Below are 13,132 nucleotides of genomic sequence, written 5' to 3' on the forward strand. Positions count from 1 at the left end.
ATTATTTCCCCTTTTGCGCTCGCCAAATTTGTTCAGGGAACAGCGGCAATTTGTTAAGAGGAACGCCAGCAGCGATTGATAAGGCATTGGCCAGTGCTGCAGGAATGCCGATGAGACCGTGCTCTCCAGCACCTCGTGCTCCATAAGGCGCATCTATTTGAGGTGTTTTGATAAAATCGGCTATATATTCTGGATGCTCGCCAAAGCGGATTGGCTGATAGGTCCGTATCTGTGGATTTAATACGCGCTCATATCGGTCAAATAAAAAGGTTTCGCGGCTGGCAAAGCTCAGCCCCATGCTCATTGCCCCGATGATCTGTCCGATCGCTGCTTTCCAATTGAGCACCTCCCCGACATCAACGACCGATACGGCTTTAAGAATTTGATAGGTGCAATCGCGTTTATCGAATTCAATTTCTACTGCATGGGCACATACCGTCCACTCTGGGCCGGGCTTCCCTGCTCCTGTTTCCTTATCAAGAGGAGTTAAATGACGCAACGTGTAATTGCCGCGTCCAATAATTTGTCCGCCAATCGCGTTTCCGTTCGGATATTTATAGCCATAAGCAATATCTTTGATCGGAATAAAAATAGCAGGATCATCGCGTACAAATACTTTGCCGTAGCCGACTTCTAAATCTTCGATGGGGGAGCGGAGCACACAAGCAGCGATCGCTTTTAACTGCCGAATGGCATCTTCGGCTGCATTTAACACAGCTCGCCCCCCCATAAATGTGCCGCGACTGGCGACTGTTTTCCAATGCTCTGGTGTGCTTTGCGTGTCGATATCCATTTTTACGTGAATATCATCAATGTCCATTTTTAGCTTTCCAGCAAGAATTTGGGCGAGAACCGTTTTAGAGCCTGTGCCGATTTCGACAACGCCGGACATGAGATTAACGCTTCCATCAGGGTTGAAAGTTACAATCGCACCGGAGCTGGCCTCGGTGTCAATCGTGGATGTTTTCCAAGAGCAGCTCACACCCTTGGCGCGAACAGTGCGGGCATTTAGTTCGATTCGCTGCCATTGATCCCACTGAATGAGCTCGCGCAGCCGTTTGATGCAAGCGGGCAAATTGCCGACATTGCTTCGATTAAGAAGGACGCGGGTCGGAGTCGTATGGCCGGGCAAAATCGCATTTTTCAGCCGCAGCTCGAGCTTATCCATGCCCAGCTTTTCAGCTAATATATCCATGGCCCGTTCAATGGCAAAGGCTTGTTCACAGTGGCCAAAGCTACGAAAAGGCGAGGCGTATGGATGGTTCGTATAGATACAGAGCGAATCGCACCATACATTTTCAATGCGATAGGGCCCTGTGCAATCTACTGCGGCAGCACGAGTGACATCAATCGCTTTATCAGAGTAGGCTCCTCCGTCAAATAAAAACAATATTTCAGCCGCCTTTATCATTCCATCCTTTGTACAACCGAGCTTGACAGTCGCCTCCATTCCGATGTGCACGGGCGATGTAATCATGTCCTGTTCCCTTGTATTCCAAACGCTGACTTTACGGCCTCTCACTGCTTTAGAGGCTAAATAAGCGAGCAGTTCTAATTGAACGGGTGCCTTTCCTCCGTAACCCCCGCCGACCAAAGGCGTATGCACAACCACTTTTCCGACATCTTCGCCAAAATAAGTACTGATTAGTTTTTTGATCATAAATGGCGACTGGGTAGAGGCGGTGATCTCAATCCTTCCGTCCGGAAAAATTTCGGCTGTTGCACATCTTGTTTCCATCGCTAAATGATCTGAGGGGGAAAATGCGACGCTGGTCTCAATCACGACTTCGCTTTCGCTCCAGCCTTTTTCCATATTGCCTTTGCGAATTTTGGTGCGGTGGGCGATATTCGTATTCGGTTCAGGATAAGTGTGATCATTTTTTTCATAGCTTCCTAGATTTTCATGAATCAACGGGGCGTCAGCTTGTAATGCGGCACGTGGCGAACCGACCGTTGGGAGCGGTTCGTATACGATTTGAACCAGATTGGCTCCCTTCTCTGCTTGTATAGGGGTATCGGCGACTACGATCGCCACTACTTCACCATGATAACGCACTTTATCAAAAGCGATTGGCGGCCGGTCTCGTAAATCCTCTCCTGTCAGAGGAAGTCCTTTTCCTGTCACGACAGCGCGTACTCCTGGAACGGAGAGCGCTTTTTCGAAGTGAATTTCGTGAATAAGAGCGTGAGCATAAGGGCTTGTAACAAGATGGGCGTGCAGCATGCCTTGCTGCAGCTTATCATGAGTATATTTGGCCCGCCCAGTTACTTTATCCCAAGCCTCTTTGCGAATGACGCTCTTTCCAATCATGATAAACCCTCCTTTTTTGATTCCAGCGCCTGATCGCTGTTTCATAGTCTACGAATGTATCAATATCGAAAAACAAGTCCATGTCATTGGCTGTTAGTAACCTTCCATTCCAGTGGCTATTCTTGCGAAACAGCTGGCGTGCTCCCTCGTCACCATAAATGTCGAGCAGTTCAGAGAATAAAGCAGCGCTAAAGAGAATGGGCGGAGAAGGCCTCGATTTGGATGAAAAAGCGACATAATCGGTGCGATGTTGGCAATAAGCGTTGATAAGATCATTAATCATAGCAGCTGTAATAAATGGTTGATCGGCCAGCACTACCACGGCTGCTTCAGCATGAAGCTTGATAGCAAGATGGAGTCCGCATCGCAATGAATGGGCGAATCCCCAATCAGAAGCGCAACGAATGATGATGCATTTTTCATGATGACGTAATTCATGTAGCATCCAGTCAAGTGGATCCTCCATAGGTACAACCACAAAAATGTGAGAAAGGGAAGACAAAACGGCTGCTTGTAAGGCAGTGGATCCGAGAGAATAGTCAGCAAATGGAAGCAATCGTTTATCGGTTCCCATTCTTGCACTTTTTCCAGCGGCTAAGTAAATCCCGACGGTTCGAGGAGCTTTCATCTTATTCCCCCTTCTGGAGATGGATGTTTTCGCAGCACATGAATCATTTCTGCTAAAATGCTGATCGCAATTTCTTCAGGGCCGCGCGCACCGATGGAAAGTCCAATTGGCGAATGGATACCATCGGGAATGGAGAAATCGGGAAAGAGGCGTGCGGTGCGCCTTTTCGGTCCTAAAATGCCACAATAGAATAGTGGCTGTTGGCTAAGAAGAGACACAAGCTCTTGGTCACGCTGAAACTGATGGGTCATAATCACGACAAAATCTCGTTCGCATAAACGAAGCTGAGGGATTGCTTCTTTCGGAAAGCCAACCATCCACTGATCGGCATCTGGAATCTGCTCGGGGCAGCAAAGAGCAGGCCGCCAATCGACGACAGTGACAGAAAACCCCGTCTGCTTGGCAAATGACACGAGCGGTTTGACATCATGGTTCGCTCCAAAAATAATAAGGCGCGGTTTGGGCCAAAAGTGCTGCAAATAAAAAGAAGCCCCAGAAATAGTGAAAATCCCATTCTTTGTTTGAAACGTGCCGACAGCATGCAGTTGGTTTAATAGGTCGGCAGGAATTTCATATTCAACATTTCCCCATCGCTGTCCATTTTCAGCTAAAAATAGCCAGCTATTCTCGTCAGTTGCCGCTTCTCCCCATTTTTTTGCCATTAAAACGTGTTGGTTTTGTTCTAAATGTCTTTTGACTGTTAACAAATCGGCTCTCAGCTGTTCCGTGATAGGCAGCAATAAAAGATGAATCGTTCCGTTGCACCCGACACCTTGCCCCCATGACAAATCATCTTCCTGTTTAAGATCAAACGTAGCAATGGTCGGCCGTTGGCTTTGCCATATTTCTTGTGCTTGGATGGAAAGGGCTTCTTCGAGACATCCGCCGCTAATGAGTCCTGTTATGTAACCTTCCTCATCTATCCACATGCACGCTCCTTCCTTTTGGTATGCCGACCCCTCGACATGGACAATGATCGCCAGTATTCCTTGTTTTTGTGAGGAAGTGATAGCCTCTAGGACAGTATGGTAGTTTTCCATTTTTCGTTTCTCACCACCGCAAAAAAATTTTGCCAAGTATCGGTGTTTGATGATGATCAACCACCTCATCAGCTGCTGTTTCTGTAATCGAATGAAGGAGAGATGTTTGAGATGAAATGACAGGGAGAAGGAGGAGAGTCGCATAATCGGTGAGGAACCTGATGAAGTGGCTGCATCGATTCTGCTGAAGGATGATAAAGGATAGAATAGTGACTCGCATCTTGGGCTTATCATCCACTGCTATTACTATTGTATTCTTTTGGAAATTCGTCATGACTGAAAAAATCATCTAGCCTTGAAATGTCTGATGAAGATCGAGTTTTCTATTGGGACCTATATGTTAGGGAATTTTTGAATGACCTGGCGATGTCGATGACTGGAGAGGGCTGTGGTTTGCTGCTGTCATTCGAATACAAGAAAAAACCTGAACAGCATCGCTTCGAGGACTATTCTTTGATCGAGGAAGCGGTTCGCTGCTCAGGCGTTTACATACAGATGAAACGAACAATATCTGCAAAAATCAAGGGTCGGAAGAGTTTTGATCATGTCAAAGCGTGACTGACCGTCGGGAGATGACCTCTTCACTTTGCAGCTTGAAGTTTTAATAAAAAGAGAGAAATGGCGGTTTATTCCTGTTCTTTTTTTCCCTCTTTTTTTAAACGGCCTTCTTTACGGGCCGCTTCTCGCAATAAAAACTCGATGTGAGCGTTGACGCTGCGGAATTCGTCTTGTGCCCAACGTTCAAGCACCTCGTATAAGTGCGGATCGATTCTTAATGGGAAATTTTTCTTTTTGGCCATAAGACTCACAACCATCAATATAAACTACCAGTATTAATAACCGGCTGTGCAGCTCGCTCAGAGACGATCGCCACCATTAGATTATTAACCATGTTTGCTTTTCTTTCATCGTCTAATTCTAAAACTCCCTCTTTCTCAAGCTGTTCAATCGCCATTTGCGCCATAGACACAGCCCCTTCAACAATCTTCTTGCGCGCGGCTAAAATAGCGGCTGCTTGTTGCCGTTGCAGCATCGCACTAGCAATCTCTGGAGAGTAGGCGAGATGGCTGAGGCGAGCTTCCACTACTTGAACGCCAGCGACTTTGAGACGTTCTTGCAATTCGGTAGCGAGAACATCAGAGATGATATCGGCATTTCCTCTTAACGTAATCTCTTCATGCTCAAAAGTGTCGTATGGGTATTTCGTCGCTACGTGGCGGATCGCTGTTTCGCTTTGCACAGCAACGAACTTTTCATAATTGTCGACATCGAAAACAGCTTTAGCAGAATCAATCACTTTAAAGACGATGACGGCAGCAATTTCAATTGGATTCCCTTCAATATCGTTAACTTTCAATGTACTGCTGTTAAAGTTGCGGACGCGGAGAGACACGGTTTGGCGACGTGTCAACGGAATGGTGAGAAACAAGCCGCTATCGCGAATACTTCCCAAGTAGCGACCAAAAAAAGTGACGACTTTTGCTTGATTCGGTTCAACAATCGTGATCCCTGTTGCTAATAAAACAGCCAATACAGCAAGTACAATGGCAGGCATTAGCATTTGTTGTAAAAGTGAGATAGCGGCGACAATGAGGAAAAGGAGAATAAACAAAATGCCTAAAAATCCGTTTACGTACCAAGCCTTGCTTTCTCTCATAAAAATCATCTCCTTATTATGGATTATATCATTATGATATCATAATTTGAAAAATATGTAAACGAAAGATTGTTTTTTACATTACAGAAAAATGAATGGTAATCCGGTATAGTGATATATAGAAGGGAAGGTGGATAGGATGACACAGATGATTCATGGAAAAGAGCTTAAGGATTGGTTGAAGGATTATCCATTGCTGGAGCAACTAATATCATTGGAGGAAGCGTTCTGGTTCAATCCAGTCTATCAGCCGTTTCATGCGGCAATAAGCGAACGATCTTTTCATTTGCATGACGTACAGGAAGCTGAAGAGAGACTGAAGCGTTTTGCTCCATTCATTGCCACTGTTTTTCCAGAAACCAGGCAGGCAAACGGAATCATCGAATCATCGCTGTTGGAAATAAGCGGGATGCAGCAGCTATTAGGTAAGGTATTTGGCCAGCATGTACCGGGTAAAATGCTGCTAAAATGCGACAGCCATTTGCCGATTGCTGGATCGATTAAAGCAAGAGGAGGAATTTACGAAGTATTGAAGCATGCCGAAGCGCTTGCATTACAACATGGGCTTTTGTCGCGCGAAGAGGACTATTCGGTGTTAGCGGGCGATGCGTTCCGATCGTTCTTTTCACAGTACACGATTACGGTTGGATCGACAGGAAATCTTGGTTTGAGCATCGGCATCATGGGAACCAAGCTCGGTTTTCGCGTCAATGTGCACATGTCGGCGGAAGCAAAACAATGGAAAAAAGATTTGCTGCGAAAAAATGGCGCGCACGTGATTGAGCATTCAGCCGATTACAGCACGGCAGTGGAACAAGGAAGAAGAGAGGCAGAAAGCGATCTGAATAACTATTTTATTGATGATGAAAATTCAGCCGATTTATTTCTTGGCTATGCAGTTGCGGCTTTGCGCCTTAAACAGCAATTCGCGGAAAAAGGGATTGTCGTGGATCACGAACATCCTCTGTTTGTTTATCTCCCATGTGGGGTCGGAGGGGCGCCGGGCGGTATTGCGTTTGGATTGAAACTCATGTTTGGCGATGCGGTTCATTGTTTTTTTGCTGAGCCGACGCATTCGCCATGCATGTTATTAGGAATGATGACAGGGATGCATGATCAAGTATGTGTTCAAGATTTTGGGATTGACGGCCGAACAGAAGCGGATGGACTTGCGGTCGGCCGCCCATCTCGATTTGTCGGCAAAGCGGTAGAAAAGCTGATCAGTGGCATTTATACGGTAGCAGATCGGCATTTATTGATGCTCCTAGCACTTATGAAAGATCAAGAAGACATTGCACTGGAGCCGTCTGCACTGGCGGGAGTCTATGGCCCTGTTTCTTTGTTTATGAAAGGAACATCGTATATAGAACAGCGTCAATTGTCCAAAAGCATAAAACAGGCGACCCATTTATGCTGGGCTACTGGAGGAAACCTTGTACCGGAACCCGAGATGAAACAATATGTTGAAAAAGGAAGGACCTTGTATAAAGAAATCGCGAAGCAATAAAACAAGAGTAAAGGTGCTTGTCATATTAGCATGTTTTGCGAATGAACAGAGCTACTGATTTTTTAGTTGCATATGCAGAAAGGAATGGGCATTTTTATTCTGTAAATACCACTGCAGCATCTAATTTAGAAAGGAGAAGGAAACCGAAGGACATCCTTTGGCTCGTTTTGTTATGCAAACATGTGGGATTGACCTTCATAAAATGAAAAGAAGGATGAATCCATCTTCAGGAAACGCAATCCCTATATTGTTGAAGCTGAGGTTTTCCCATAATATAGGGGAACTGTTGTCCAATTCTAGAAAATTCACTCTAGGATCATTATGCTGGATTAGCAAACATCTCGTGATTCTAGATCGGATACCAAGGTTTGGTAGAAGACCATTTCTTAAAGCACAGCGAATATCGACTTTAGCCAAGTAATATGGTAGTTTATTAATTTGTTAAAATATGGTATTTTTTCATTGACAATTTACAAGCAAAGCCGTTACAATATCAATAAGCTATTAGTTTATTTAGAAAATTTAAGCAATAGGTGTTGATTTTCGTGCTTAAGCAAGCCAAAAATCGAGTAGGCCGCAATGCTATTTTGATGGCCATGCTGGAGGATGAGGAAGAACATGGGCTCATTGCCCATTTGAATGCGCTTAATTGGCGTTATTGCAAAGGGAAAGTCGGCTCTATGGACCTGCAAAAAATTGTTTCAGCCGTTGAAACGGCAGCGAAGCGAAACGGCATTGTAAATGGAGACTTGTATCGGGAAATGCATGCGCTGTATCATGCTGTGCTAGAAGCGGTGCAAGGAGTAACAAGGGGCCAAGTGGAATTGGGTGGGCTCATGAGAACGGTCGGCCTTCGTTTTGCCGTGATGCGAGGGACTCCTTATGAAAATGAGGCAGAAGGAGAATGGATCGCTGTGGCTTTATACGGAACGATCGGAGCGCCCATTCGCGGGCTTGAGCATGAAACGATTGGTCTTGGGGTAAACCATATTTAACCATTTTATCAATGGTTAGGAAGTGTTAAAGCAGCACAGAACCGTGGGACACATGGAAATTGCTCGGTTCACTTCTCTTCATTAAGGAAGGGATTATCCGAGAAGTTCCCATCTCTTAACGTCAGCGTAGGTGGTGGGAGCATGTCATATATAGGATAGCCTAAAGTGATAAGTTCAGGAGGAGGCTGTACCACAACGATAAATGATGTGGGTAGGGCCTCCTCCTTTATTTTGCTAAAGCAAAGGGGGATGGAGCGAATGGTGATTTTAACCGGCCATACGTTGACATTAAACGAAGTGAAGCGCGTGCTATACGACGGGGAAGTGGTCATCGCCTCCACAGATAGTATGGAGGCGGTCGAACGGAGCCGGAAAGCAGTCGAGGAGATTGTTAGCAAGAAAAAGGTGGTATATGGAATCAATACAGGATTTGGGAAGTTCAGCGACGTATTAATTGAAGCAAACGATGTGGAGGAGCTGCAGTGGAATTTAATCCATTCTCATGCATGCGGAGTGGGTGAACCATTTCCGGAGTCTGTTTCGCGCGCTATGCTGCTATTGCGGGCTAACGCTCTCTTGAAAGGATATTCAGGTGTTCGCCCGGTTGTCATTGAACGGCTGTTGGATTTGTTAAATGCCAAAATTCATCCCGTCATTCCGCAGCAAGGTTCGTTAGGCGCGAGCGGAGATTTGGCGCCGCTGTCTCACTTAGTATTGGCGCTGCTTGGTGAAGGAGAAGTATTTTATCGCGGACAGCAAGTGCCTGCTATGGAAGCTCTTGCAGAAGAAGGACTCACTCCCATTACCTTAAAGGCGAAAGAGGGATTAGCGCTGATCAATGGCACGCAGGCGATGACAGCGATGGGAGTTGTCGGGTATTTAGAAGCTGAACAGCTGGCATATGAAAGCGAACTCATTGCAGCCATGACTCTGGAAGGGCTACAGGGAATTATGGATGCATTTGATGAACGAGTCCATCTTGCTCGCGGCTATCATCAACAGACGGAAGTAGCCGCAAGGATTCGCACCTATTTAGCTGACAGCCGTCTCGTGACCAAACAAGGGCAGCTGCGCGTACAAGATGCTTATTCGCTTCGTTGTATTCCGCAAGTACATGGCGCTTCATGGCAGGCGCTTGATTATGTAAAAGAAAAATTGGAAATTGAAATGAACGCCGCCACTGACAACCCATTAATTTTTGATGATGGAGCGTCTGTGATCTCTGGTGGCAACTTTCATGGTCAACCGATTGCGTTAGCGCTGGATTTTATGAAAATTGCGCTCGCCGAGCTGGCCAATATTTCCGAGCGGAGGATCGAACGACTCGTCAACCCGCAGCTGAGTGATTTGCCGCCGTTTTTGAGCCCAGCTCCTGGCTTGCAATCAGGTGCCATGATTATGCAATATGCGGCGGCGGCGCTTGTCTCAGAAAATAAAACGCTCGCTCATCCAGCCAGCGTGGACTCTATTCCATCATCAGCTAATCAAGAGGACCATGTCAGCATGGGAACCATTGCTTCCCGGCACGCTTATGCCATTTTGCAAAATGTGCGCAGGGTACTCGCGATTGAGTTGATTTGTGCGATGCAGGCGGTTGAACATCGCGGAGTAGACAAAATGGCTGCGAAGACAAGAGCGTTTTATGAAGCGACGCGTCAAATTGTACCATCGATTACAAAAGACCGCGTGTTTTCTAAAGATATAGAAGCGGCCGCAAAGTGGCTGAAGGAAGTGGATCAGTCTTTTTTTCTCGTTCACCCCGCACCTGTTAATCAATATTCATGAGGAGGAAGGAAAACGATGAGTCAAATGATCTCGCGCAATATTCGAGCGAAAAAAGGTTTGCAGCTGGAATGCAAGGGATGGGAGCAAGAAGCAGTGCTTCGCATGCTGTATAATAATTTGGATCCGGAGGTGGCAGAGAAGCCGGAAGATCTCATTGTATACGGAGGAATTGGGAAAGCAGCGCGAAATTGGGAGGCGTTTGACGCGATTGTGAAAGCGTTAAGAGAGCTAGAAAAGGATGAAACGCTTTTAATTCAATCAGGAAAACCTGTTGGTGTTTTTAAAACTCATGAGCGTGCCCCGCGAGTACTGCTGTCGAATTCCGTGCTTGTGCCAAAATGGGCGAATTGGGAATATTTTAATGAGTTAGATAAAAAAGGACTCATCATGTATGGACAAATGACCGCGGGAAGCTGGATTTACATCGGCACGCAAGGAATTTTACAAGGCACGTACGAAACCTTTGCCGCAGTGGCGAAAAAGCATTTCGGCGGCACATTAAAAGGAACGTTGACGCTGACAGCCGGACTTGGCGGCATGGGCGGGGCTCAGCCTTTGGCTGTGACGATGAATGGCGGCGTCGTGATTGCAGTGGAGGTGGATCCTCAACGCATTCAAAAACGATTGGATACTAAATATTGTGATCGGATGACGGCCTCGCTTGATGAGGCGCTGCTTTGGGCGTATGAAGCAAAGGAAAAAGGAGAACCACTTTCCATTGGATTAATCGGCAATGCGGCGGAAGTGCATCATGAGCTGTTAAAGCGTGAAGTGAAGGTGGATATTGTGACAGATCAAACTTCGGCACATGATCCGTTGAACGGCTATGTTCCGATTGGCCTGTCATTAGACGAAGCGCGCGAGTTGCGAAAAAATGATCCAGAAGAATATGTCCGCCGTTCGAAACAAAGCATGGCGAAACATGTTGAAGCGATGCTTGAGTTTCAAACACGCGGTGCCATTGTGTTTGATTATGGAAATAATATCCGCCAAGTGGCCAAAGACGAGGGAGTCGAAAAGGCTTTTGCGTTTCCGGGCTTTGTTCCAGCTTATATTCGCCCGCTGTTTTGCGAAGGAAAAGGCCCGTTCCGTTGGGCAGCGTTATCTGGTGATCCGGCCGATATTTATCGTACAGATGAACTCATTAAAGAGCTGTTTCCGGAAAATGAGTCGCTTATCCGCTGGATTGACATGGCGCAAAAGAGAGTGGCGTTTCAAGGGCTTCCAGCGCGCATTTGCTGGTTAGGATACGGAGAGCGTGTCAAGATGGGGCTTGCGATAAATGAGCTTGTGCGCAAAGGGGAGCTGAAAGCTCCGATTGTCATTGGTCGCGATCATTTAGACTGCGGGTCTGTCGCCTCGCCAAACCGCGAAACGGAGGCGATGAAGGACGGAAGCGATGCCGTAGGCGATTGGGCAGTACTTAACGCTTTAATCAATACGGCTGCGGGAGGTTCATGGATTTCCTTCCACCATGGGGGTGGAGTGGGGATGGGATACTCTCTCCATGCCGGTATGGTAGTCGTCGCAGATGGCACTGATTTGGCTAAAGAACGTCTTGAACGGGTCTTGACGACTGATCCGGGGATGGGGATTATCCGTCATGCCGATGCTGGGTACGAACGAGCTATTGAAATGGCAAAGGAACAGCAGATTCGAATCCCAATGCTTAAGGAGGAAAATGAATGACAGCCAGACAACTATTCGATACTCTGATTACCAATATCGGACAGCTGTTAACAATGGAAGGGAAGGGGCCGGCAAAAGGGGAACAGATGAAAAAGCTCTCGGTTTTAAACCATGCAGCCGTGGGCGTTAAAGATGGAAAAATCGCGTTTGTCGGCAGTGCGAAACAGGCGGAACAGCTGCAAGCAGAGCGGGTCATAGATGCAGATGGAAGACTGGTGACTCCAGGGCTTGTAGATCCGCACACTCATTTAGTATTTGGCGGATCGCGCGAACAGGAAATGACCCTAAAGCAGCAAGGTGTCCCTTATTTAGAAATTTTGAAAAGAGGAGGGGGAATTTTATCGACGGTAGCGGCGACAAGAAACGCAAGCGAAGAAGAGCTTGTTCAAAAAGCAAAGCTTCATCTTGACCGAATGCTTTCCTATGGTATGACTACAGTTGAAGCGAAAAGCGGGTACGGGCTGGATCGGCAGACAGAACTTAAGCAGCTTCGTGTTGTGAAGCGATTGAAGGAAGAGCATCCGATTGATTTGGTCTCTACCTTTCTTGGAGCTCATGCCATTCCTCCTGAATATCAGCACGACCCTGAACAATTTTTGGCGGAGATGCTTGAATTGCTCGATGTCGTGAAAGCGGAACAGCTTGCTGAATTTGTCGATATTTTTTGTGAAACAGGTGTTTTTACTGTAGAGCAGTCCCGTGCCTTTTTGCAGGCTGCCCAGGCAAAAGGATTTGCTGTGAAAATTCACGCGGATGAAATTGATCCCCTTGGCGGTACGGAATTAGCAGTTGAATTGGGAGCCGCAAGCGGTGACCACTTAGTGGGAGCATCAGAAGCTGGAATTCGGAAATTGGCTCAGTCAAACACCATTGCTGTCCTCCTGCCAGGGACGTCCTTTTATTTAGGAAAGGAAGCTTATGCGAAAGCGCGGTCGATGATTGATGCAGGGGCGGCGGTCGCTCTTTCAACCGATTTTAATCCGGGAAGCTCGCCGACAGAAAATTTGCAGCTCATTATGTCGATTGCGGCATTGAACCTGAAAATGACGCCGGAGGAAATTTGGCACGCAGTAACGGTAAACGCGGCTTATGCGATTCATCGCGGGGAAGAAGCAGGGAGGATTGCAATTGGAAGAAAAGCGGATCTGGTTATTTGGGATGCGTCAAATTACGCGTATGTGCCGTACCATTATGGAGTCAATCACGTTCATATGGTATTGAAAGCAGGAAGGGTAGTGGCAGAAAGAAGCAGGGGTGATGTGATAGCAACAACCTACGCCGATTGATAACAAACGGATGAACTTCCTCCTACCTACATTTCGTTAAAAGGTGGCTAAACGATTATGTTTGAATTTTCTTAAATAAGTGAAGAAAAATCGAAACCAAAAACGACAAGCGTTCGTAAATAAGCTTGTCGTTTTATTTTTTCTTTGTTTATGGAATAGGCATGTTCTCGAGGAGAAATCGTGCCAACCTTCTCTTGAAAACAGCTGAATGGCTTCTGGGCTTGCCGGTGCTGA

The 13,132-nt window shown here is 46.5% G+C and carries 10 protein-coding genes; 5 read left to right on the forward strand and 5 right to left on the reverse strand.

What is annotated here, in order from left to right; all coding sequences use genetic code 11:
* Position 1: 1 nt before the first annotated feature.
* From GGQ95_RS10365 to GGQ95_RS10385, 5 genes are all read right to left on the reverse strand, one after another.
* The gene (locus GGQ95_RS10365; protein WP_183186755.1) at positions 2-2,314 is read right to left on the reverse strand and encodes a xanthine dehydrogenase family protein molybdopterin-binding subunit; all 2,313 of its coding nucleotides are present in this window, start codon (positions 2,312-2,314) and stop codon (positions 2-4) included.
* Positions 2,271-2,939: an NTP transferase domain-containing protein gene (locus tag GGQ95_RS10370; RefSeq protein WP_183186724.1), complete on the reverse strand. Its 669-nt coding sequence runs from the start codon at positions 2,937-2,939 to the stop codon at positions 2,271-2,273. The genes GGQ95_RS10365 and GGQ95_RS10370 overlap by 44 nt, the downstream gene beginning before the upstream one ends.
* Positions 2,936-3,979 carry an XdhC family protein gene (locus GGQ95_RS10375; RefSeq protein ID WP_183186725.1) on the reverse strand — a complete coding sequence of 348 codons (1,044 nt, stop codon included), beginning with the start codon at positions 3,977-3,979 and terminating at the stop codon, positions 2,936-2,938. The genes GGQ95_RS10370 and GGQ95_RS10375 overlap by 4 nt, the downstream gene beginning before the upstream one ends.
* A 626-nt stretch (positions 3,980-4,605) precedes the next feature.
* Positions 4,606-4,779: a type II toxin-antitoxin system antitoxin gene (locus GGQ95_RS10380; protein ID WP_044743904.1), complete on the reverse strand. Its 174-nt coding sequence runs from the start codon at positions 4,777-4,779 to the stop codon at positions 4,606-4,608.
* A 14-nt stretch (positions 4,780-4,793) separates the two neighbouring features.
* Positions 4,794-5,636, reverse strand: coding sequence for an SPFH domain-containing protein (locus GGQ95_RS10385; protein ID WP_044743885.1), 843 nt, complete (start codon positions 5,634-5,636; stop codon positions 4,794-4,796).
* A 148-nt stretch (positions 5,637-5,784) separates the two neighbouring features.
* On the opposite strand from GGQ95_RS10385, the gene dsdA reads away from it, so the two are divergent.
* From dsdA to hutI, 5 genes are all read left to right on the forward strand, one after another.
* Positions 5,785-7,143 (forward strand): D-serine ammonia-lyase, encoded by a 1,359-nt coding sequence (dsdA, locus tag GGQ95_RS10390; protein ID WP_080859799.1) that lies wholly within the window; start codon positions 5,785-5,787, stop codon positions 7,141-7,143.
* Between the two features lie 545 nt (positions 7,144-7,688).
* Complete coding sequence (gene hutP, locus GGQ95_RS10395; protein WP_080859734.1) at positions 7,689-8,138, forward strand: histidine utilization transcription antiterminator HutP; 450 nt, start codon at positions 7,689-7,691, stop codon at positions 8,136-8,138.
* A gap of 258 nt (positions 8,139-8,396) precedes the next feature.
* Positions 8,397-9,923 carry a histidine ammonia-lyase gene (gene hutH, locus GGQ95_RS10400; protein WP_066146619.1) on the forward strand — a complete coding sequence of 509 codons (1,527 nt, stop codon included), beginning with the start codon at positions 8,397-8,399 and terminating at the stop codon, positions 9,921-9,923.
* A gap of 24 nt (positions 9,924-9,947) precedes the next feature.
* Positions 9,948-11,612 (forward strand): urocanate hydratase, encoded by a 1,665-nt coding sequence (gene hutU, locus GGQ95_RS10405; RefSeq protein ID WP_183186756.1) that lies wholly within the window; start codon positions 9,948-9,950, stop codon positions 11,610-11,612.
* Entirely contained in the window at positions 11,609-12,898 is a 1,290-nt protein-coding gene (hutI, locus tag GGQ95_RS10410) for an imidazolonepropionase (protein WP_080859738.1), read from the forward strand. Before hutU ends, hutI begins: the two co-directional genes overlap by 4 nt.
* The last annotated feature ends 234 nt before the right edge of the window (positions 12,899-13,132 follow it).

Origin of the sequence: Anoxybacteroides rupiense (assembly GCF_014196195.1) — a bacterium.
Taxonomy (GTDB): domain Bacteria; phylum Bacillota; class Bacilli; order Bacillales; family Anoxybacillaceae; genus Anoxybacteroides; species Anoxybacteroides rupiense.